General features: G+C 41.7%; 19 protein-coding genes. 8 read left to right on the top strand and 11 right to left on the bottom strand.

The window, feature by feature from the left end; translation table 11 throughout:
* Positions 1-5,559, bottom strand: a complete 5,559-nt coding sequence (locus ACQQ5U_RS14060; protein WP_437398432.1) for an alpha-2-macroglobulin family protein — start codon at positions 5,557-5,559, stop codon at positions 1-3.
* Between the two features lie 245 nt (positions 5,560-5,804).
* On the opposite strand from ACQQ5U_RS14060, the gene ACQQ5U_RS14065 reads away from it, so the two are divergent.
* Positions 5,805-8,588 (top strand): outer membrane beta-barrel protein, encoded by a 2,784-nt coding sequence (locus ACQQ5U_RS14065; RefSeq protein ID WP_437398433.1) that lies wholly within the window; start codon positions 5,805-5,807, stop codon positions 8,586-8,588.
* Here ACQQ5U_RS14065 and ACQQ5U_RS14070 read toward each other — a convergent pair.
* The 7 genes from ACQQ5U_RS14070 to ACQQ5U_RS14100 are packed head-to-tail and all read right to left on the bottom strand — an operon-like array spanning position 8,585 to position 12,256.
* Positions 8,585-8,827 (bottom strand): hypothetical protein, encoded by a 243-nt coding sequence (locus tag ACQQ5U_RS14070; protein ID WP_437398435.1) that lies wholly within the window; start codon positions 8,825-8,827, stop codon positions 8,585-8,587. The genes ACQQ5U_RS14065 and ACQQ5U_RS14070 overlap by 4 nt on opposite strands.
* Positions 8,828-9,070 (bottom strand): hypothetical protein, encoded by a 243-nt coding sequence (locus ACQQ5U_RS14075; protein WP_437398437.1) that lies wholly within the window; start codon positions 9,068-9,070, stop codon positions 8,828-8,830.
* Between the two features lie 50 nt (positions 9,071-9,120).
* On the bottom strand, positions 9,121-9,909 hold the full coding sequence (locus ACQQ5U_RS14080) for a TPM domain-containing protein (RefSeq protein ID WP_437398439.1): 789 nt from the start codon (positions 9,907-9,909) through the stop codon (positions 9,121-9,123).
* Positions 9,890-10,327, bottom strand: coding sequence for a TPM domain-containing protein (locus ACQQ5U_RS14085; protein WP_437398441.1), 438 nt, complete (start codon positions 10,325-10,327; stop codon positions 9,890-9,892). Before ACQQ5U_RS14085 ends, ACQQ5U_RS14080 begins: the two co-directional genes overlap by 20 nt.
* 3 nt (positions 10,328-10,330) lie before the next feature.
* On the bottom strand, positions 10,331-10,930 hold the full coding sequence (locus ACQQ5U_RS14090; protein ID WP_437398444.1) for a LemA family protein: 600 nt from the start codon (positions 10,928-10,930) through the stop codon (positions 10,331-10,333).
* Positions 10,931-10,949: 19 nt separating this feature from the next.
* Positions 10,950-11,279 (bottom strand): MerR family transcriptional regulator, encoded by a 330-nt coding sequence (locus tag ACQQ5U_RS14095; RefSeq protein ID WP_100816308.1) that lies wholly within the window; start codon positions 11,277-11,279, stop codon positions 10,950-10,952.
* Positions 11,279-12,256 (bottom strand): M23 family metallopeptidase, encoded by a 978-nt coding sequence (locus tag ACQQ5U_RS14100; protein WP_437398447.1) that lies wholly within the window; start codon positions 12,254-12,256, stop codon positions 11,279-11,281. The genes ACQQ5U_RS14095 and ACQQ5U_RS14100 overlap by 1 nt, the downstream gene beginning before the upstream one ends.
* Positions 12,257-12,360: 104 nt before the next feature.
* On the opposite strand from ACQQ5U_RS14100, the gene alaS reads away from it, so the two are divergent.
* The 4 genes from alaS (at position 12,361) to ACQQ5U_RS14120 (ending at position 18,389) form a co-directional block, all read left to right on the top strand.
* Positions 12,361-14,973, top strand: a complete 2,613-nt coding sequence (alaS, locus tag ACQQ5U_RS14105; protein ID WP_437398449.1) for an alanine--tRNA ligase — start codon at positions 12,361-12,363, stop codon at positions 14,971-14,973.
* 99 nt (positions 14,974-15,072) lie between these two features.
* Positions 15,073-16,032, top strand: a complete 960-nt coding sequence (locus ACQQ5U_RS14110; protein ID WP_437398451.1) for a GSCFA domain-containing protein — start codon at positions 15,073-15,075, stop codon at positions 16,030-16,032.
* Positions 16,033-16,647, top strand: a complete 615-nt coding sequence (locus ACQQ5U_RS14115; RefSeq protein WP_437398453.1) for a DUF4230 domain-containing protein — start codon at positions 16,033-16,035, stop codon at positions 16,645-16,647.
* A gap of 59 nt (positions 16,648-16,706) precedes the next feature.
* Positions 16,707-18,389, top strand: a complete 1,683-nt coding sequence (locus ACQQ5U_RS14120; RefSeq protein WP_437398455.1) for a M1 family aminopeptidase — start codon at positions 16,707-16,709, stop codon at positions 18,387-18,389.
* Here ACQQ5U_RS14120 and ACQQ5U_RS14125 read toward each other — a convergent pair.
* The 3 genes from ACQQ5U_RS14125 to ACQQ5U_RS14135 all read right to left on the bottom strand — a co-directional run bounded on the left by ACQQ5U_RS14125 (position 18,386) and on the right by ACQQ5U_RS14135 (position 21,028).
* Positions 18,386-20,137 carry an aromatic amino acid hydroxylase gene (locus tag ACQQ5U_RS14125; RefSeq protein WP_437398457.1) on the bottom strand — a complete coding sequence of 584 codons (1,752 nt, stop codon included), beginning with the start codon at positions 20,135-20,137 and terminating at the stop codon, positions 18,386-18,388. The genes ACQQ5U_RS14120 and ACQQ5U_RS14125 overlap by 4 nt on opposite strands.
* A 102-nt stretch (positions 20,138-20,239) precedes the next feature.
* Positions 20,240-20,806 carry a DUF4136 domain-containing protein gene (locus ACQQ5U_RS14130; RefSeq protein WP_437398459.1) on the bottom strand — a complete coding sequence of 189 codons (567 nt, stop codon included), beginning with the start codon at positions 20,804-20,806 and terminating at the stop codon, positions 20,240-20,242.
* A 60-nt stretch (positions 20,807-20,866) separates the two neighbouring features.
* Entirely contained in the window at positions 20,867-21,028 is a 162-nt protein-coding gene (locus ACQQ5U_RS14135) for a DUF5522 domain-containing protein (RefSeq protein ID WP_437398461.1), read from the bottom strand.
* A gap of 174 nt (positions 21,029-21,202) precedes the next feature.
* Between ACQQ5U_RS14135 and ACQQ5U_RS14140 the strand changes: the two genes are divergently transcribed.
* The 3 genes from ACQQ5U_RS14140 to ACQQ5U_RS14150 are packed head-to-tail and all read left to right on the top strand — an operon-like array spanning position 21,203 to position 23,280.
* Positions 21,203-21,532 carry a hypothetical protein gene (locus ACQQ5U_RS14140; protein ID WP_437398515.1) on the top strand — a complete coding sequence of 110 codons (330 nt, stop codon included), beginning with the start codon at positions 21,203-21,205 and terminating at the stop codon, positions 21,530-21,532.
* Positions 21,533-21,568: 36 nt separating this feature from the next.
* Positions 21,569-22,447, top strand: a complete 879-nt coding sequence (locus tag ACQQ5U_RS14145; protein WP_437398462.1) for a 1-aminocyclopropane-1-carboxylate deaminase/D-cysteine desulfhydrase — start codon at positions 21,569-21,571, stop codon at positions 22,445-22,447.
* The gene (locus ACQQ5U_RS14150; protein WP_437398463.1) at positions 22,444-23,280 is read left to right on the top strand and encodes a glucosaminidase domain-containing protein; all 837 of its coding nucleotides are present in this window, start codon (positions 22,444-22,446) and stop codon (positions 23,278-23,280) included. Before ACQQ5U_RS14145 ends, ACQQ5U_RS14150 begins: the two co-directional genes overlap by 4 nt.
* The last annotated feature ends 67 nt before the right edge of the window (positions 23,281-23,347 follow it).

Genomic DNA, 23,347 nt, shown 5'->3' on the forward strand with positions numbered 1-23,347 from the left:
TTACTGAACTATTTTTACCCATTGGCCTTTGTTTCGAGCTTGGTAGTTGTTGTCGTACATAGCTTCGGCTTGGGCACCGGGCAAATAATAATCACCTAAGAACGATGCATTCAACTTGATGGTAAAGGTCTTGGATTTTTTCGCATCCAAATCAAAATACAGATGGGTTCTGTCGTCCCGTGTATCTACATAATCCGCTTTCGATGCATTTTCATTGTCCCCGCTTACAAAAGAGGTGTCCACAATTTCCCATCCGCTGGGTACGATATGGGTCAGTGCCACATTGTCGATATAATCATCAGAACTGTTGAAAATGGTCACTTTTGCTTCGAATTCTGTTCCCTGCCTCAGTTCATTTATATTGACGGAATTGCCCAATGGATCTTGGTAGTTCACGGACAACCTTAAGTTTTGCTGCTGTGCCAACTCCTCGCCGACCGGCAATTTTCCAGTTTGGGTAAGGGTCGCATAAATGATGTTGACTTCATTGTTTTTCAGCGTAATTTCCTCTTTTAAAGAAGTGACTGAAAGCTCTCGCTCTGCTATGGCCTTGTCTGTTTTGACATTAATGTCTTTCCCATTATTGGTAAAGGTCACATCGATGGATCTTCCTCCATTCTTCATAACCATTTTGGACATTGCCAAGAGGGCGTAAGCAGTTTCTTGTGTACTGTACCACCGTTGTGATGATAAATTTTTGGCCAGGGAAACCGCCAATTCCCTTTGTTGCGCGTCACCCAAAATCACCATAGTCTCCAAGGCCATGGCCCGGTTTCTGAAAACGGAACCATAGGTTCTATAATTGTAGTTATTGGGTTTAAAGTTGATATTGGCCTTTTGCGCGATGGCTTGGGCCACCTCTTTTTTGCCGACCAAGGCATAAGCAGCTGCCAATCTCCATTTTGCCTCATTGCTGAGGTTTGCGGTTTCCCGTAAACGGTTCATTGCAGCCAGTTCGGGTTGTTGTGCCAAGGCCAAGGTGTACAATCGGTACGCTTGTGAAACATCGTCGTTGTAATAGGTGCTCTGGTTGCTCCATTGGCGTGCGGCATTTTTCTGGTATCGCAGCCAATTGCTCAAGAAGGTTAACGGTAATTGATACCCTTGCTGTTTGGCCTCTAACATAAAATGACCTGCGTAGGAGGTTCCCCAATCATCGGCATTGCCATAACCGGGCCAGTAACTCAATCCACCATTGGGAACTTGGAAGTCGTCAAGTCGGTCAATAGCAGCTTTTATATTTTTCTCTATGTCTTTCTTTTTATCAAAAGTGATGTCCAATACATCCGCCAAGAACAATTGTGGAAATGCTGCGGAAGTGGTCTGTTCTACACATCCGTGCGGGTAGCGTAGCAGATAATCCATTCGTTTGGAGAAATCCATTGGTGGAAGCGTCGAGAATTCTATGAAGGCTTCGTTTGTTCCCGATGTACCAAAAGTTTCCATTGCGATGGTCTGCGATCCGTTGGGGTCGAGCGTGTACAATTCACTTTTGGTGGTTGCCGGATTTGGATTTTCCACATCGATTTCGGTCTCGTTGCTCGCATTTTCGCCCGCTCCCGTAGCGGTAACTTTTATAGTTTGGAATGATGATGTTGGATTGACCTTAAAATCAAAATTGACGATTTGCTCCCCAACCGCATTGAAGCTGATATTTTTGGAAGTACCGTTGAGGGGCTCCAATGCTTTTCCTGCATCAATACTGACCTTTACGTTTTTCACTTTCGGCTCCATGGCAAATACGGTAACAGGTATGGTCACGGTCTCTCCGGGAGATAATTTTCGCGGAATGGAGGTTAGTACCATTAACGGTTTACGTACGGGTGTGGTTTTTTCGGCATTGCCGTATGCACTGTTTAGGTTTCCGGCTACTACCATTGTCCGCACCGAACCTACATAATTGGGCATGTTGATGGTGTGTGATGCTTTTTCCCCAGCCTTCAGGGTAAATGGGCCCAGATACGTGACCACAGGTTTAAATCGTTGCGCCTTTCTGTTTTTGGCACCCGCACCGATGCCACCACCACCAATAGCATAGATATTATCGACACTTATGGAGTAGGCGCCCATCACATCATCAAAAATATCGAAGGTTTTTACGCCCAACGCTTGTCTGGCATAGAAGGAACTGTGGATGTCGGGAGTGGTAAAGCGTGTCAAGTCCAACAGGCCTTCGTCTACCACGGCCAACGAATAGGTCATCGGTTTTTTACTGGCTTCGGACACAATAACCTTGTATTCGGTTTCTGGTTGCAGTAGATCGGGCATATTTATTTGCGGTTCCAAGAATGTTGCCGGATTTTCCACCAAGAGAGGAACAACGCCGTACAATCGGATGGGCAGGTCATTTTTGACCTGGCTATGTGGTTGCAGCAACGAAATGTTTATGTAGGCATTTGGAGCCATATCCGCGGTAATTGGAATAGTGGCCCTGGTTTCTTTGGCAGAGGTCTCAATCCATTGTTGGGATAACACTTCAGTCCCGTTTTCGATACTGATCAGGGCGCGACCACCTTTATCTGATGGGAAAGTGACCGTTGCTTCTTCCCCAAGGGTGTATTTTTCTTTGTCGGTAGAAAAAATCAGAATTTTGGAACTCTCGGCATCAGCAGATGCTGGTCTTCGCCACCAATTGCGGTAAAAATAAGCGGTGCGGCCTGTTGCGTGTCCTGAAACCTCGTCCATAACACGAATCAAGTAGCGTCCTCCTTGTTCATCAGGAACATTGATGTTGAAGTTGGCCTTTCCGTCGCTTCCCGTAGTTATATTCATTTCTTTATAAGGTCGGTGGACGGTAGCATTTTCATAGCGAGATAAATTGTCGTAACCCCGGTTCCACCACCAGCGCCATTCAATTTTGAAGACCTGTACTTTTAGTTTTCGATTGCCTGATGGATTTCCTTGCGCATCGACGGTTACCACATCAAAGGTATTGTTGTCATCGGTCAAGAAAGAGCCGTATTGTTTTGGGTCGGGAGAACGAAGTCCCACAAAATTTGAAAATGGTGCCAAATTTTTGGAGAACACATCTATGGAAAAGTCACCGCCTCCTTCAAACACCTTGGTGGTAAAAGTTGCCTTCAACATTCCTGGCGCGTTGCCGTTCACATCTATTTTTTTGTTGATGTCGAGTATTCCATTGGCATCCAAATTTGATGAAATCCATTGTAGTTCGGTCTCATTGAAAGTGCGAGCAGGGTCTTGGAAAATATAATTTTTATAGTTTGGAAAGGCGGTTGAGGTCTGACTCAATGTGGCATTGATATTAATTTTTAGGTTACGGGCGGGAGCACCGTGCAACCATTTTACCTCGGCTTTTCCGCTGTTGAAGGAGTTCGCTTCCAAAACTTCGTCATCAAAAGTAAAATTCACCTTTAATCGGTTGGGCTTAACCGTAGCCACTTTTAAGGTTTTACTGAATTGCGCTCCACCCACAACCACTTTGGTCGTCCAATTTCCCGTTGGGGCCGTAGCTTCTGTTGGAATGGGGAAATAGTAAAAATTCTTTTCTTTTTTGGCATATAATCCATCCGAAACGGGAATACTTCCTTCTTTTAAAATATGGCGTTGTACCAATTTTCCTCGCGCATCGCTGACTTCTAAAGCTACGGGATGCCCTTTGGGCAAAGGGTTGGCATTGTCATCCAAAACAAAGGTCAAATGGATTACATCGCCTGGTCGATGTACCCCTCTTTCGGTATATAAATAGCCTTGCAATCCTTTTTGGAGCTGCTCGCCGGAAACATCAAACTTGCTCAGGGACAATGCGTTTCCATCCGCTAGCTTGGCGTAGGCAAAATTGTTGCTATGCTCGGCCACGGCAAAGGCAATGCCCTTGTCGCTATCGTAAACTGATAATCCCTTGGCATCGGTTGTGGTCTCCCCGATAAGTTGTTGTTGGTAATTGTAAAGCTTTATTTTGGCACCGGCCACGGGTTGGGTTGTGAGCAAGTTGGTCACGGCAAAATGATGGGAACGATTGCTACCTTTTTTGACGATAAGTCCCAAATCACTTCCCAAGAGATTGGTCGCGGCTATTCTATCGTAATTGTAATAAGCGGAGTGACAGGGATTGTCGCGCTCCTCCCAATTATAATTAAAGTTTCTGTAATTGTAGATTTCGTTGTCCCAATAGCGTTCTTCTTGGGAGGCTTCATCAGAACTTTGTTCCAATGCATATTCGTTTTTTGATTCTTCAGTTTCAGCACCATCGCCACAATCGTAAGTGGTATGTTCCTTTTTAAAACTGAATTCCACTCGATACAACGAACCGGGATGAACCTTAATCAATTCGGATAAATCAAGACCATGTGCCTGCCAGTAGCTAGTGTTTTCCTTTCCGTCCTCGGTCAAGGGGATTACCTTGTATGCCACCCTTCGCCCTACGGGCCTAAAATCAGGATTGTAATTTTCCGTTAGGTCATAATTTTGAAGATATTGCAGCATATTGTCCTGATACACTTGAATAATGCGAACTTCAACTGCCGCAAGGTTGACCGTTTCAAAATAGATGGGGGTAGACGCTGCATTGGGCAAAATGGTTCCTTTGGAAATAAGTCGCACTGCAGGTTTTAATTGCTCAAAGGAAACTAGTTCGGAAAAGTTGTTTTTCAGAGTAAAACCATATTCGCTTTTAATACCTTGAAATGCATTTACACGGACTTCTCCCAAAATTCGGTTGGAGGGATAAACGCTCAAGACGTTTCCATTGATTTCGTATCGCACACTTTCAGCATTTTCAATGGTCACCAAACCATTCAGGTTTTGATCTTGTTTTAGGGGTTCTGAAAAGTTTAAAGTAAGCACGGCATTGGGAGCGGATGTTGTTTTCGCATCAACAATCACAAACTTGTTTTTACCTGGAATTGGATAGGTTTCTGAGCCTTCGTTGTCAATATTATAGGCGTCGCCCGTCCAATTTATTGTGAGTTCACTGTCCTCTGTTTTTCGGGAGATACTGTCAATTTTAAAACTGAAATATTGTGCATTTTCAGTAGCATTGTCCCACTTTACAGGAATGTTTTTGTCTCCTTGTTTTACGGCGAGCACCGAGTTTATTTTTGATGCATCCAGGATATCCGAAGCATTTAGTGTTCCTGTAACATATTGCCAATCTTTACTGTAGGATTGCAAATTGCCCAGATTGACCTTGAAATTTGGTGCAATTGTTTTAAAACTGAAGGTATAGGTTTTAAACTCACTCTCAATATCCTCAAAAAGTTTGTTGAGCTTTACATTTACAGTGTATTCTGTATTGGACTCCAAGTATTCCGAAGGCTGAAAGGTAAGTTCCCTGCCATTTTCGATTACCAATGTTCCGCCCACTTTTGGTGAGATTTCCAAATATTCTGGTGGTAACTCTTGGGTCAGTTCAAATTGTTCCAATTGTTGGGCCAATGCAATGGTAATCGGTGTGGAAATACTTTGGTTCCCGTTTGTGTGATAACTGATGTAGTCCTTGAACTTAAAAAGATTGTCGGTTTCGGAACCGTTCTTTTTTTTACAGGAAGCAGCTAGCACAAGTAAGGCGATGATTAGTGTTTTATAGGACCGGGACATGTAGAAGAGAATATTTTAATTCAAAAATTTAACTATTAGCAAGATAGTTAAAAATGCTCATTGGAAATCTTATACTTTACGGATAGCCACTTTGAATTTATGAATGGAGGAAGCTTCCAACTTTTTCTGCTGCCATCATCTTTTTTTGTGCGGGTTTTCTGAAAATTTCGTTAAACAGGCTTCTATTAAAAAATGAAAACAATATTTTGGTCATTGATTCAACCAAACTATAAACACACTACCATTTGAAAAGATTTTACTTCTGTCTCATTTCTATTTCCCTATTTTTCTCTTTCAATTCTTATGGCCAAGAATTTATGGTCAAAGGAAAAATTGTTGATGCGGCTACCGGTTCACCTATTGAAGCGGCCACCATTTACGTAGAGACATTGAAGGATAGCACTTTGATTACCTACACCATAACCAATGCCGAGGGAATTTTTGCCCTAGAGGGTAAAACCGCTTATAAGAAAGCTCGATTGGCATTTTCCTCCAATGGATTTAAGTCGCAATCCAAGGAAATTACATTGAAACCTGTAATTGAAATAGGTTCCATAAGAATGGAAGAACAAGTACAGCAGCTGGAAGGTATAGATTTAATAGGGGAACGGGTGCCTATCACTGTAAAAAAAGACACCCTTGAATTTAATGCAGATTCATTTAAAACCAGACCGGATGCCACTGTGGAAGACGTTTTAAAAAAGCTGCCTGGTGTAGAAGTAGATAGTGACGGAACCATAACCGTAAATGGTAAAGAAGTGAATCAAGTCTTGGTCAATGGCCAAGTATTTTTTAGTACAGACCCAAAGGTGGCCACCAAAACATTGTCCAAGGACGTAATCAGTAAAATTCAGATAACCGATACGAAAACCAAGGAACAGGAGTTTGTCGGGGATGATGGAGACGGTGAGAACAAGACTATCAATTTAACCTTAAAGGAGGACAAGAACAAAGGATATATGGGGCGTTTATCGGGTGGTTATGGAACCGATGACCGATACCAAGCCAATGGGTTGGTCAATTATTTTAACGAAACCCAAAGAATCAGTGTGCTGGGTAGTTCCAACAATATTAACAACCCTGGTTTTTCTTTTGATGAGATTTATGAAATGGTCGGTAATTCTGGTGGTAGGAGCGTAAGATTTAATGATAGCGGTGGTTTTTCCGTAGGAAATATGTCATTTGGCTTTGGACAAGGAATTACCACATCATCTACCGTGGGCACAAGCTATGCCGATCAGGAAAAGGGAAAGTACAGAATAGATGGAAATTACTTCTATTCCTACAGTGATTCTTATAACGACGAAAAAATTGCTAGGGAAAATATCTTGCCCGATGGTAGTTATTTTACGGATACTGAAACCAGTTTTGTTGGGAATACAAACTCCAATCAAGGTTCGGCCAATTTAGAATTTGATGTAGATAAAACAACACGGATTTCGGTAAGGCCCAATTTGAGTGTGAACAACACTAATTCATCCAATGCAGAAAATACCGTTTCCACCGATGAAGATGGAAACCTTTTAAATGATAACACATCGCTACAAAAAACAGATGGTTTTCAACGGAATTTCAGAAATAGAGTAGAAATCATGAAACGTTTGGACACTATGGGGCGATACGTGCGGGTGTATTTCAACAACGATAATCGTGTAAGCGACTCTGAAACTTTGCTAAATTCCGAACGAAATATTTATGGGGATAATGCTAGTCAAAATATTTTGGACCAAAGGACTATTATTGATAACTCCAACGATAGCTATGAAATCGGGGCATCCTACCGACAGCCTATGAACAAGGATTTATATTTGGATTTTAGATATAAATATGAAAACAACGAGCAGAAAAATGAACGTTCTGTTTTCGATTTTGATGAAAGCACAGGCGGATATACTTTTAATTCGTCACTAAGTTCAGAATTTGATTTTAATGTAAAAAAACATGTGCCCGAAGTTGGTTTTGGTTCCAACGGTAAGAAGTTTCGTTTTAATGTAAGGGCCCGTCTGGAACAAAATGATTTAAAAAATGAAGATTATATTCAATCCACTTCATTTTCTAAGGACTATAGTAATCTTTTGTTTAGTTCGTACGCCAATTATGATTTTGGAAACAACAAAAGGATGGGTTTGCATTATCGGTCGCAATTAAGCGTGCCGTCGGTTAACCAAATGCAGCCTGTTCCCAATGTGAGCAACCCCTTGAACATTATCCAAGGTAATCCAAACCTGGACCCACAGATCAACCATAATATCTATTTGAATTTCAATAATTACAATTGGAAAGACAGAACAGGTTTGTTTTTATGGGCGAATATGGGAATCCAAGAAGATCAGATAGTTTCCGTAACCACCACAGATGAAGACTTTATCCGAACGACCACCTATCAAAATGTGAAGGGGAATTATAATAGTGCTATGGGGATCAACTATTCCAAACAAATAAAGAAAGACAGTCTTTACACCCTAAAGTTTACATTGCGACCCAGTGCCAGTCTAAATAATCGCGTGGGCTTTACCAATGGAAGTAGGTTGGAAGCTAGAACTTTTGCTTTTAGGCCTAGGGCTGGCATATTGTTCAATTACAAAGAGATGCTCGAACTGGAACCGGAATATACACTGGTACTAAATACAACGAGATATAATCTGGACAATGTGGAGGATGTTGATTTTACTACTCACAATCTATCCTTTAAAGTAACCTCTTATTGGCCAGAAAATTTGGTGTGGGGTAACGATATCACCTACAGTTACAATGGAAATTTAGGTGATGGTTTTGACAAAGATGCTTTATTTTGGAATATGAGCCTTGGACTCCAAATGTTTAAAAAGAAAGCTACCCTAAAAGTACTTGCTTACGATTTACTCAACCAAAACATCAATACACGAAGGACAACCGGTCAAGATTTTATCCAAGATTTTCAAGGAACTGCACTTCGACGTTATTTTATGGGCAGTTTGACCATTAAGTTTGATTCCTTTGGAGGTAAGGGGGCTCCAAATAAACGAGGAAGAAGATTTATGAGGTTTTAATCAGGATTTGAAATATAAACAGTGCTGAAAATAGGCAGAAAAGAAGGCTCTATCAACTCATAAGAATAGTTGTCAATGTTAAAACGTTCGACAATTGTATAGGGACCGCAACATTCCCCACCCTCGGAGAAACTCGTTTCAAAATCAACTGTGAACGAATTGCCTTCTTCAAAATCAATTGTAAAGGATTTTTGTCCAAACGATTCCGTAGAAACAGGAATGGCCAAAAAAACTCCCATTCAAGAAAATTCTTCAATTGTAAATGTTACTTCATCGTTTTTTTCATTGACAATCTCTATTTGGTTGGTGTCGATGCTTTCATCGCTCAATAAATCGGCATCATTTTCGGGATTTAAAAATTGAAGATAAAGAGTGTTTTCGCCAACAATGCAATCCACTAAAGAACAATCTACAGGATTGTCATCCGATTTGCACGATAAAACGAATACGAAAATAAATACAAGAAGCAACTGTTTAGTCATAACTTCTTTTCCAAAAAGATGGGGATATGATGCTTTGGTTGCTTTTTTGTTTACCACCCGCCGGAAGCACCGCCTCCGCCAAAGCCACCTCCGCCGAAGCCGCCACCAAAACCGCCTCCTCCGCCAAAACCACCACTTCCAAAGCCACCGGAGGAACCAGAGCTACGGCCCATATTGCTCAGAATAATCATGTCCCAAATATCCAATCCACGTCCTCTTCTACCGCCATTGCGTCCGCCGCCTTTGTTTTTACGGCTCCATAAAATAATGATAATGACGATAAAAATAATTAATGGGAAAATGGCATCAATTGGAAATTTTTTTCCATTTCCAAAAGTCCGGTCTTCTGTAAATTCTCCAGTAAGTACTTTAAAGATGGCATCCGAACCCTTGTCCAATCCACTATAATAATCTCCCTTTTTAAATTCTGGGATAATTACGGATTCAATAATGCGCTTCGACATTAAATCGGTTAGGCTTCCCTCTACACCATAGCCCGTGTTGATTGCAATTCTTCGGTCATTTCTAGCGAGTAGAACAAGAACGCCATTGTCTTCATCGGCTTGTCCAATGCCCCATTTTTGCCCCCATTGCGCGCCTAAATAATTGATGTTCTCACCTTCGGTGGAACTTATTATCGCGACAACAATTTGGGTAGAGGTACTGTCCGAATATCGAATGAGTTTTTGTTCCAGTGCGCTGCTTTGTGAAGGAGATAATAAGTTCACATAGTCATAAACACTGGTCTGTTTTTGCGGTTTTTCGGGTATGGTAAACTGCCCCCATGCTAGGGAAGCCCATAAAAAAACCAGTAAAAAACTACCCTTTGGATATTGCATCGTTCAGTTCATTGGTGTCATCGTGGTCCCATGGAAAATGAGCTTCAAGTTCTTTGCCGGCCATTAGGATGCCTTCGGTGATACCTTGTTTAAAATTTCCTTTTTTAAAGTGTGATGCAATTACATCCTTGGTAGTATCCCAAAAACCTTTGGGGACAACCTGGTCTATTCCGTGTCCTCCGTAAATGACAAATTTTTTATCGTCCACGGCTACGTAGAGAAGTACACCATTACCTTCTTTGGTGTTGTCCATTTTAAGGAAATGGAAAATCTGTTGTGCCCGGCTAAAATGGTCTATTTTGGCCGTAGCTTCAATATGTACCCTTATTTCGCCAGAAGTATTTTTCTCAGCTTCAACAATGGCATTTACAATATCGCTTTCTTCCTCAGTGGTCAAAAACTCCTCTACGTGGGACATAATCTAATTGAATTCGAAGTTTACATCAGGAGCGTTTTCCGAACCTGGGTCTGCTTGGTATCTGGGCATATCTTCGAAACCAAACCATCCAGCAAGTATTGTTCCTGGGAACTTGCTAATGTGAACATCATAAATATTCACTTTTTCATTATACCTGTCCCTTGCCACATTGATTCTATTCTCCGTGCCCTCCAATTGGGACTGAAGCTCTAAAAAGTTCTGATTGGCTTTTAATTCGGGATAGCGCTCAACGGTAACCAATAATCTGGAAAGTGCAGAGGACAGCCCTGTCTGTGCTTGTTGAAATTCTGCCAACTGCTCTGGAGTGATATTGTTTGCATCAATATTGGTGGAAGTTGCTTTGGCACGGGCCTCGATAACATCGGTCAAAGTACCTCTTTCAAAATCGGCAGCACCTTGAACGGTCTTTACCAAATTTCCTATGAGGTCGTTTCTTCTTTGATATGAACTTTCCACATTGGACCATGCTGTTTTGGCATCTGCTTCATATTGTACGGCTGTGTTGTTGAAGCCAACTGCCCATCGGTAGAGACCAAAGACAATGACCACAACAATAATTAAGGGGATTAACCATTTTTTCATTTTTCTATGGTATTAGTATTTATAGTTGTTCTTTTATTTTCAGAAGCTCAGCTTTCACTTTTTGCAGTTTTTGAATCACTTCAAAATTGGAAAGGGCTTTTTGTTTCTCTTCTTTTAAATGCGTTTTGGCACCATCCAAGGTAAACCCGCGTTCCTTCACCAAATGATAGATCAATTGAAGGTTTTGGATATCTTGAGGTGTAAACTTGCGATTCCCCTTCGCATTTTTTTTTGGCTGTAGTACATCAAACTCTTTTTCCCAAAAACGAATTAGGGAAGTATTCACTCCGAAGGCTTTGGCTACTTCGCCAATGCCATAATATCGTTTTTCTGGAAGATCTATGTGCATTAATCCAGTGATTGGTTCTCTTGGTTCGCCAATCTGAGCATGTTTTCAAACTCTTCGGCCGATAAACTTCCGTAGTAGAAGTTAATGGGGTTGATGCGTTCCCCGTCCTTGAACACTTCATAGTGAACGTGAGGCGCCTCGGAGCGTCCCGTACTGCCAACAAAGCCGATAAGATCACCTCTTTTGACTTTTTGACCTACGGTCACATTGTATTTGCTCATGTGTCCGTATAGAGAAATATAACCGTATCCATGATCTATTCTCACATGTTTTCCATAACCGGAAGACCTGTTGTCCGCACGAACCACTTTACCATCACCTGATGCATAAATAGGTGTTCCCCTTGGAGCGGTAAAATCCATTCCCCAATGCATTTTTCTTGCCTTGGTAAAAGGATCTGAACGCCATCCGTAACCAGAGGCCATTCGGGTAAGATCTTCATTGCTTACAGGCTGAATAGCTGGAATAGAGGCTAAAAGCTTTTCTTTTTCTTCCGCCAATTTGGCAATTTCATCCAAGGATTTGGATTGGATTACCATCTCTTTTTGGATGATATCTAGTCGTCTCGTAGCATCAATAATAATTTCTGAATTATTGAAACCTTCGAGGTCCTTGTATCTGTTAATACCACCAAAACCAGCTTTTCGCTGTTCTTCGGGTATTGGGTTTGCTTCAAAATATAATCTGTAAATATTGTTGTCCCTATCTTCAATATTGGCCAAAACCTGTTCCATTTGGTCCATTTTTCGGCTCAAGATATCATACTGGAGCTCATAGTTTCGAACCTCACGTTCCAGGGAGAGTTCCTTAGGGGTGTTTACCCATCGGGTATTTAAAAGAATGATCAGTCCAAGGAAGCCGAATAAAGCGGAGCCCAGTAAGAACAAGAAAATGTTCCTGTATCTTTTAGATTTCTTCGGCTCAATCTTTCTGTATGAAAGTGTATCCGGATCGTAATAGTACTTTACTTTAGACATGAATGGATTTTATCCTATTTTTGCTCTCTCATTTTAAACAGAACAGACAAATATAAAAATTGTTTTGCTTAAAATGTTAAATTTAAGAAAACCCTAGGAATTCAATGACATCCCAAGAAGTTAGAAAGCAGTTTTTAAACTTTTTTAAAGAAAAGAATCACAAGATTGTTCCATCCGCACCCATGGTAATGAAGGACGACCCTACGTTGATGTTCACCAATGCAGGCATGAACCAATTTAAGGAGTACTTTTTGGGGAATTCCGTTCCAAAGAACAAACGTTTGACGGATACTCAAAAATGTCTTCGCGTAAGTGGCAAGCACAACGACTTGGAAGAAGTGGGAAAAGACACCTACCATCACACCATGTTCGAAATGTTGGGGAACTGGAGTATTGGCGATTACTTTAAAGAGGAAGCCATTGAATGGGCATGGGAATTACTTACCGAGGTTTTTAAAATTGATAAGGATAGTCTTTATGTTTCGGTTTTTGAAGGAAACGAAGATGATGGGTTACCGCTCGATCAAGAAGCCTATAATCTTTGGAAGTCAATCGTCCCCGAAAATAGAATCATAAAAGGGAATAAAAAAGACAATTTTTGGGAAATGGGAGATCAGGGGCCTTGTGGACCCTGTTCCGAAATACATGTGGATATCCGCTCCAAAGAAGAGAAGGAGAAAGTCGATGGGGCTTCCTTGGTGAACCAAGACCATCCACAAGTGGTGGAAATCTGGAATTTGGTTTTTATGCAGTTCAACCGTAAGGCCAATGGTAGTCTAGAACCGCTTCCAGAAAGACATATAGATACGGGAATGGGCTTTGAACGACTGTGTATGGTGCTTCAAGGAAAGCAATCCAATTACGATACAGATGTCTTTACCCCACTGATTCGCGAAGTGGAAATCATTACCGGAAAAAAATACGGCAAGGACGAAGAAATTGATATTGCCATTCGCGTAATTTCGGACCATGTGCGTGCCGTTGCTTTTTCCATTGCAGATGGACAGTTGCCAAGCAATACAGGGGCTGGTTATGTAATCCGAAGGATTTTACGTAGAGCTATTAGATATGGCTTCACCTTTTTGGATACCAATAAACCATTTATCTACAGATTGGTGAAGGTGTTGAGCGAACAAATGGGTAAAGCTTTTCCGGAGTTGAAGGAGCAGTACCAATTGATAGAAAATGTAATCAAGGAAGAGGAAAGTTCTTTTTTGAGCACTTTGGAACAAGGGCTGGTGATGTTGGATTCCGTGATAAAATCATCCAAGGACAAAACCATTGAGGGTGAAAAGGCTTTTGAACTTTACGATACTTTCGGTTTTCCAATAGATTTGACTTCCCTGATTCTGGAAGAAAAGGGTTATCAATTAGATACAGCAGGGTTTGAAAAAGCATTAAAAGCACAAAAAGACCGCTCCAGAGCAGCTTCCGAAGTATCCAAAGATGATTGGAACGTATTGATGGCCGATGCCGAACAGGAATTTATTGGTTATGATAGTCTCGAAGCCAATGTTAAGTTGGTGAAATACCGAAAAGTGACCAGTAAAAAAGAAGGCGACCAATATCAATTGGTGTTCAATCTTACGCCATTTTATGCCGAAGGCGGTGGTCAGGTAGGGGATAAAGGTTATTTGGAGGCCCCCAATGGCGATGTAACCTATATCGTGGACACCAAAAGAGAGAACAACGAGATCGTTCATTTCGCAAAATCCTTACCTAAGGAAGTTTCGGGGTCTTTTAAAGCCGTTGTGGACCAAAAGCAACGTTGGAGAACTGCTTGTAACCATACCGCCACCCATTTATTGCATCAAGCATTACGTGAGGTATTGGGAACCCATGTGGAACAAAAAGGTTCCGCGGTACATTCCAAATATTTACGTTTTGACTTCTCCCACTTTTCCAAGTTGACCACAGAAGAACTCAGGAAAGTAGAGAATTTCGTCAATGCAAGGATTGATGGGCACCTTCCTTTGGAAGAAAGCCGCAATATTCCTATGAAAGAGGCGATGGAACAAGGTGCTATGGCTCTTTTTGGGGAGAAATATGGTGATACCGTCCGTACCATTCGCTTTGGACAATCCATTGAGCTTTGCGGGGGTACCCATGTTAAGAATACCGGGGATATCTGGCATTTTAAAATAGCTTCCGAAGGAGCGGTTGCTGCGGGAATCCGTCGAATAGAGGCGATTACTTCAGATGCTGTTAAAGAATTTTATTTCAACAATAACCGAATGCTTTTTGAGATCAAGGATATGTTGAAAAATTCCCAAGATCCCGTAAAATCGGTGGCTAGTTTGCAAGAAGAAAACCTTGCCCTTAAAAAGCAAGTGGAGCAATTGTTGAAGGATAAGGCCAAAGGCCTCAAAAATGAGCTGATTGCTGAACTGGAAGATGTGAACGGAATTAAATTTCTGTCCAAAAGGGTGGATTTGGATGCAGGCGGCATTAAAGATTTAGCCTTTGAGATGGGGGGGCAAGTTGACAACCTGTTCCTATTGCTGGCTTCGGAAAAAGATGGGAAAGCAGTATTGTCTTGCTACATCTCCAAGGATTTGGTGGCCGAAAAAGACCTGAATGCAGGAACCATTGTCCGTGAACTGGGCAAGTATATACAAGGCGGTGGCGGTGGTCAACCTTTCTTTGCCACTGCTGGGGGCAAGAACCCTGCTGGAATTCCAGAGGCTTTGGATAAGGTTAAGCAGTACATCCAATAATGTTTCGCATTAAGATGTCATCCTGAGCGCAGTCGAAGGAGTCATCGAGATGTTTATAGGTTCTCGACTACGCTCGAACTGACATTTTTAGCAAATCAAATGGAACTACAAACCAAGATACCTTTAACGCCCAGTGATAATTCCATCGATTATCAGAGTAAATCAGTGCTTTTGGGTTCTTGTTTTGTGGAAAATATAGGCGGGAAGCTAGCGTATTATAAGTTTCAGCAATTCCAAAATCCCTTTGGGATATTGTTCCATCCCTTGGCCATTGAAAATTTGATTCAAAGAGCCATTGCCGGACAAACCTATCAGCAAGAGGAAATTTTTGAACAAGACGGAATCTGGCGCTGTTTTGATGCTCATTCCGAATTGCGCTCCGAGGATTCGGAAGTATTGTTGAACTTGCTCAACCAAAGGTTAACGGAAACCAAAACAAGTCTAGAAACTTCTTCCCATATCATCATTACCTTGGGAACGGCCTGGGTTTACGAGCATCAGGCTTCAGGAAAAGTGGTGGCCAATTGCCATAAGGTGCCCCAAAAACAATTCACCAAAGAATTATTGAGTCTAGCCAAAATTGAGTCAACTCTTCAAAATGTGATAGCGTTGATTCAAAAAATGAATCCCAATGCACAAATCGTCTTTACCATTTCGCCCGTTCGTCATTTAAAAGATGGCTTTGTTGAGAATCAACGGAGCAAGGCACATTTAATTACCGCGGTTCATTCGCTATTGTCATCTCGAGCGCAGTCGAGAGAGCTGTTTTATTTTCCGTCTTATGAAATTATGATGGACGAACTCCGTGATTATCGTTTTTACGGGAAGGATATGGTGCATCCCAACGAATTGGCTGTCGATTACATTTGGGAACGCTTCAAATCGGTTTGGATTTCTGAAAATGTTTATCCTGTGATGGAAAGGGTGGATGCCGTTCAAAAAGGCTTGCTTCATCGACCATTTAACCCTGATTCAGAAGCACATCAAAAGTTCAAAACATCGCTCGGCACAAAAATTACGTATCTTCAAGAAAGGTATCCTTTCATGAAATTCGTATAAATGAAGAAAGTTTTAGTAGGAGCGGTAATAGCATTGGCGTCTGTATTGATCTATAAATCATGTACTGATGACCGTCACCAAAAATCAGTTCTGGAAGAAAATTCGATGTTGATTCAGCAGGAATTGCGAAATGTTTCCAAGTTGGTGGTCACCGAAGGACATTTTGCAGAAGTCTACAATTACAAAGACTCCAAAGAGTTGTTTGGTCCGTTGATTACAGCCCACAAAAAAGCCTTGGTGGTTGTAAATGCAGATGTCTCCATTGCCTACGACATGTCGAAAATCGGCTATGAAGTGGATAAGGAAAACAAGACCCTTAAAATTAGCGAGATTCCGGAACCAGAGATAAAGATCAGTCCCGATTTTGAGTATTATGATGTAACGGCCGATTACTTAAACCCGTTCAATGCAAAGGATTACAATGCCATCAAACGGAATGTAAATGCTTCTTTAATGCAAAAAATAGAAGCTTCCTCACTGCGTTCAAATGCTGAAAACCGATTGGTGAGTGAGCTTTCCCGAATTTTGGTACTGACCAATTCTATGGAATGGACCTTGGTGTATAACAACACTCCTGTTGAAAATGCGGAGCAACTGGAAAGTTTTTTGGATTAAGCTGTCACATTTTCTGATTTTATGCGTCTTTTAGATACATTCAATCAATCAAAATCACCATGTTTAAAAGAGTACTACTAACCGCCCTTTTAGCCACTTTTCTATTTTCCTGTCAAAAAACACCCGAATCAGATATTAGCTACGAGATTTCGCCTGTAGTAGTAGATAGTATTGCGCAACTTAAAATTAAAATGACATTGGATGCCAATCCCGATGGCACCACAATCTTGTCTTTTCCGAATGATGCTTGGGGACAGACCGACCTATATAATTCTTTGGGCACGATGCAATTGTTGAATGTTGAGGGAGTGGTAGAGAAGGATTTGGATAGCGGAAGAATTGTGCTTATGCATCCCAAAGATGCAAAAGAATTGGAGTTTGAGTATTTTCTGAAACAAGATTTTGAAGGAGACATTTCAACACAGGAAATTTACCGCCCCATCATAAACAAGGACTATTTCCATGTGTTTTCCCATAATATGTTTATGGTGCCCGAAAATACAGAAGAGAATTTGGATATTGTTCTGGATTGGTCTGCCTTTCCAGAGGAATACACCATTCATAACAGTTTTTCGAGTCAAGAAAAAGTACAATTGTTGGAGGGGATGAACCTAGAGCTTTTTGGAAACGCCATTTTTGTTGGAGGTGATTTTAGAATCTTCAATGGGGATATTCAAGGGAACAAGATTAGTTTGGCCACTCGTGGCGAGTGGGTTCCATTTAAAGATGAAGATGTTTTCAAAGTTTTGGAAGAAACCTTGACATATCAACGCAATTTTTGGAACGACCACTCCCAAGAATATTTCACGGTAACCATGCAGCCCTTTCCGCAAGAAAATGGAAGCAGCTTTCAGGGGACCGGGCTCACCAATTCCTTTGCCACCTCGGTTTCAAATAACGATTTAACGGATATTGGTCAAATGGTGTATTTGTTCAACCATGAGTTGATGCACAATTGGATTGGACATACGATTACTAATGATAACGAAGAAGAACAATATTGGTTTAGCGAAGGTTTTACGGAGTATTATACCTTCAAGAACATTACCAAGAACAATATCAATGGTCTGGATGGTGCTTTTTTTATTTCGGAGCTGAATAGGACCATTCGTGATCTTTATGCTTTATCTGTTGGAGATGTACCCAATACAGAAATCAATTATGATAACTTTTGGACCAATTACGAATATTCCAAGCTCCCGTATTGGAGAGGGGCCATTTTTGCTTTTTATCTAGATCAAAAAATTCAACAAGCAAGTAAAGGCAAACAAAGTTTAGATGATGTTATGCATCAAATTTATGCGGATGCAACTTCCAAGGAACAAAAATTGACCCACGATTATTTTATGGGTGTGATGGATGTGTATTGGAATGGTGATTTTGAACCCGTTTTCCAAAAACATATTGAGGAGGGGCAAAAAGTTGACCTGGTAACCCTATTTGAAGAACTTGGCTTGGAGTATAGCCCCGAAAGCGATATTTACGAGCTTGGTTTTGAATTCACTGAGGACCGAAAAGAAATACAAAGCGTTACCGAAGGCAGCAAAGCTTGGGATGCAGGGGTGCGAGTTAGGGATGAGGTATTTTCTCGAAGCATTTGGCAAGGCAACATTGAGCACGAGGTGAAACTAGGATTACGAAGAAATGGAGAAGAACTCAACATTTCTTTTTATCCGGTTACCAAAGGTCAAGTGCCACAGTTGAAACCTACCCCAGAAAACTTGAAAAAATTAGGCTTCTAGCTTACCAAAGCGGTATCCACTAGCGCAATGCCATCATCAATTAAGTGACCTACCTTGGGGTTGTCCCTTTTTATGTTTTCCAAGTGTGCCAAAATCTCTTGCTGAAATTCTTGATTGTTGTCCTGTTTGGCAAGCTCGTACAATTCTACCGGTAACAACCAATCTTGTGGATGGTCTTTAATGAGTGCTTGGAATACCTTGTTTCGGGAAATCGTAGTATTTTTTCCTTCTCTAAAGTGTCTGATTTGCTCATAAAATCGCTCTAACTGCAATCTTTCTTCGTTCTTTTTTGGTCTAATGGTAGTTTCAGTAATCTGATGGCTTATCAGGTTGAAGCTGTTCAAATCGGCCGGGCCATTATAGGCGGAAACAATTTTTTGTCCAACCGCCATATGGTATAATCCCCATTCGGGTTGGAACAAGACTTTGTCACCGTGGGTAACCGTGCAATTTTCAAAAGTGATGAGAATGATTTCACCCATTAAGTTTCGCGTTCCAGTGATAATGGTTCCTTCAACCTTAACACCTCCTTCAAACTCCAGGGCAATTTGTTCGCCCTCATAAATTTTATAGGCCTTGAGGTCGCGGGGTCCCATATTTTCAATGGCAATGTTAATGCCTTTTAGTTTACCAATTGGGGTGCCAAAGCCCTCTGCATGGTGATCGGTACCGTGGCCAACCAGTTCCTTTTCGCGATAGGCCAGTGCCGTTCCTCCCGTGGTTTGTATGTAGATGGGCTTTCCTTCGTTTTCAATCACATTGCTGAACTCTCCGGAGATTTGAAGTCCCGTGCTCAGTTCGATAGTTCCCAATGCTTTGGAAGCAATCAATTTTTTAATTCCTGAAAGTTCACCGGTCCTTACCGCCATGGTATTGGCGAAATCTTCCAAAACCTGACTCAAAAAGGCAAAATCAGGAGTCACAAAAAGCTGTGGCTGTGGCTTTGTGATGTCAAATTCGGTATGTGCCGCTTCAATGGAGTAGGGTATCTTTTTTACCTTGTCCGTCATGCACCAGGAACTTTCCCCTATTGAAGAAAGGAGTCCGGCACCATAAATTTTTGGATTGTCCACAGTTCCAATCAAACCATATTCAACTGTCCACCAATGTAGGTTCCTAATCAAGGCCATTTCACTGGGCTCACCCATATTTTCCTGAAGGTGCTCAATTTGCTTTTCGGCCTCGTCTATTTCATTTTGAGGCGTGCCATGCGCTTCTTTAATAATGGAAAGATGACGCACGGCATTATACAATTCGTAATCTTTGGCACTGGAAATGGCCTTGCAGCCAATTTCACCAAACCTACGTAAATACTCGGCGTATTCGGGATTGGCTATAATGGGCGCATGTCCTGCACCTTCGTGAATAATGTCCGGGGCAGGAGTATATTCAATATTTTCAAGCTGACGAATGTCCGAAGCGATTACAAGTACATTGTATGCTTGGAACTCCATAAAGGCAGAGGGTGGAATAAAACCATCCACTGCAACGGCGGCCCATCCAATTTCTTTCAGGATTCTGTTCATCCCGTACATATTGGGAATATGATCAATGGAAATCCCGGTCTTTTTTAATCCATCCACATAAGATTTATGGGCCACTTTACTGAGATAATCCACATTTTTTCGCATCACGTACCGCCAAACCGCTTGATCAATGGCGGTGTACTCTTCATAATTTTGGGGTTTTATGAATTGTTTAAGGTGCTTCGGCAGTTTGTCCAGTATAGGATTGGATTCGTAGCTCATAAGTTAATTTTTGTGCGACCTAAAGATACAAAATAGGGAATGGATTTTCTCTTAAGGAAAGTTAAGTGCAATAAAAAACCGCCCAAGTGGGCGGTTTATATTTTAGTTGGAGGCCACCGCCATTTGGGGTGGGTACTCTTTAAGGATATGTGAAACAAATTCCCTTATGCGCTGTTCTTTCTTTTCGATGTTTTTGGTGTTGTTCAACGAGCCCACGCCACGTCCTTGCCATACCAATTCTTTTTTATTGGCATCGATGACGTCGATATACAAAGAACCTTCGGTGCGGGTACTCACGTTGTTGCCGTAGCCCCAGCCCCAACCAGGTCCCCAGGCCCATGGGCTATAGAATCCACCCCAGCCCCAACCGTAGTTGTTGTAAACATCCACACGTTCACGCTCTTTGGTGAAAATACTGATCAATACATCCGGGTTATCGGATTTTACAAATCCACGTGACCCCATTTCAGCCTCAATGGCCCTTAAAATTCTTTTCTTGTCCAAATCCGAGATTTGGGCTTTGTCTATTCCAGTTTTGTAAAAGGCATAGCTTTTATAGTTGTTGAAATCGGCTTTTTGATCGTAATCGGAAATCACCCGTACAGAAGAACAGGAGGCTAACAGACCAAAGGCGAAGACGGCCAGAGCAAAACGTTGTAAACTTTTCATAGTACTTTTTTTAAATTCTTGAGATTCGACTAAATAAACCACAAATATTATGCCGAATCCTTAATTTTGGGTATTGGTTTTAGGGTCGTATCCATAAGGACAATGACGGCATCCACTCTCGCAACAATAACCGCGTTTTAAGTGGTATTTCTCGGTAAATACCCGATATCCTTGTTCCGATAAGTAATAATCACCCTCTTCCAGAGGAATGTGTTCTTTCATGTGCTGCCTTCCATTTTACTATATAAATTTAAGGTTTTCACTGCACAACGACTAAGATTTTAAGATTTTGAAAACAATGTTATTCACCGAAAATGTTGATTGAATTATCGTAACTGTCCAATTTTGAGCACTTTTTGCACTTATATTTGTTGGGTAACCATTGATAGCAACCATTTGATACTTGTCTTTAAACATTTCTTCTATAAAAATTATGTGGGGCTCTCGCTATGGCCTTTCATTATTCTTAAGGAAGATTCCCTTAAGACCGATGAGGTGCTTATCAACCACGAGCGTATCCACCTAAAGCAACAGCAAGAATTACTCATATTACCTTTTTATATGCTCTATATTTCGGAATGGTTGTTCCGAACCGTACTTTATCTGGATAGTTACCGCGCCTATCAGAACATCAGTTTTGAACGTGAGGCCTATGCCAATGAAAAGGATATGCAGTATCTTGCCAAACGCAAAACCTTTGGCTTTTTACAGTACCTGACCCGTTAATTTTTTGGATTGAACATACCCAATCAGCATGTTGATATGCCGCTTTTAAGAGAAAAAGGCATTACGTTGTATCTAAAAAGAGAAGATACCATACACCCATTTATCTCTGGAAACAAGTACCGAAAACTTAAATACAATCTGTTCGAAGCCAAAAAACAAGGCAAAGAAACTCTGCTCACCTTTGGTGGGGCCTTTTCCAACCATATTGCGGCTACGGCCTATGCGGGTCATGAACAAGGGTTGAAAACCATTGGTGTGATTCGGGGTGAAGAGCTGGCGGACAAATGGCAAAACAACCCCACTTTGCAATTGGCCCACGAACACAGCATGCAGTTTTATTTTGTATCCCGAAGTGATTATCGACTCAAAAATGACATTTCGTTTATTGAGGATTTGAAGGAAAAGTTCGGAGATTTTTATCTATTGCCCGAAGGTGGAACCAACGATTTGGCGGTAAAGGGCTGTGCCGAAATATTGACCAAGGAGGATGCACAATTCGATTACATCTGCAGTGCAGTGGGAACGGGCGGAACCGTAGCTGGACTCATCAATGCTTCCCAACCACACCAGATGGTTTTTGGTTTCCCGGCATTAAAGGGCGATTTTTTAACCGAGGAGATTCGTACCTTTGTCCATAACGACCGTTGGCGGCTTGTAACCGATTATCATTTTGGAGGTTACGCCAAAGTGGACCAACAGCTAGTATCTTTCATTAACCTCTTTAAGCAAAAAACGGGTATCCCTTTGGATCCGATATACACAGGTAAGATGCTTTTTGGTATTTTTGACCTTGTAAAACAAGATGTTTTTGAACCAGGAACCCAAATCTTGGCAATACATACAGGGGGATTGCAGGGCATAAAAGGCATGAACCTTGTACTGAAAAAGAAGAATTTACCGTTATTGGACGTATGATCAGGCGAATAGGATATGTATTGATAGCGGCACTTTTGCTCTCTAGCTGTGGTGCCAAAAAAAGAAGGGCGACCCATCGGAAGGGTGCTCCCGTAGTCCGTAATTCGGAAAACACCGACCGTAAGGGCGACACCAAAGCGGATAGCGGTCTTTATCCTATGCCCGAAGACACCGGACGTTTTGAACGCTTTCCCATTTCGGATACCCAGGATTATATCGAGACCTTTGCCGAGATTGCCCAGTACGAAATGCGTGCCTATGGCATCCCCGCCAGTATTACTTTGGCACAGGGTATTTTGGAAAGTGGCTCGGGTAGGGGTGAGCTGACCCTAAAAACAAACAACCACTTCGGTATCAAATGCCATACAGGTTGGCAGGGTGAGTTCGATTTTCATGATGATGATGCCAAAGGCGAATGTTTCCGTAAGTATAACCACCCGATGTATTCGTTTCGGGATCACAGTATTTTTCTGTCCACTCGGTCACGCTATGCGTTTTTGTTCAACTACAAGCGGGACGATTATAAAAAATGGGCGCATGGACTTCGGCAAGCCGGCTATGCCACCGATCGTAAGTATCCGCAAAAGTTGATTGCGCTCATTGAGCGGTACGATTTGCATAAGTATGATGAGGCAGTGGTCGAAAGTGGCCTGTCCACCGTGCGCGAACCCAAACAATACGAAGTGTTTACCCATGAAGTGAGAAAAGGGGACACGCTGTACGGCATTTCCAAACGCTACGATATTTCAGTGGACGAGCTTCGCCGTCTCAACAATCTGAACGACAATATTATTTCCATTGGGCAAATATTGAATATCCGAAGGGCGCAGTAACCACAAATCCGTTTCCAAGAAAGTTTAATCCTCATTACCTTTGCGGCGAGTACGTCAATCTGATTAT

The organism is Flagellimonas lutimaris, from assembly GCF_051494225.1.
Classification (GTDB): domain Bacteria; phylum Bacteroidota; class Bacteroidia; order Flavobacteriales; family Flavobacteriaceae; genus Flagellimonas; species Flagellimonas lutimaris_A.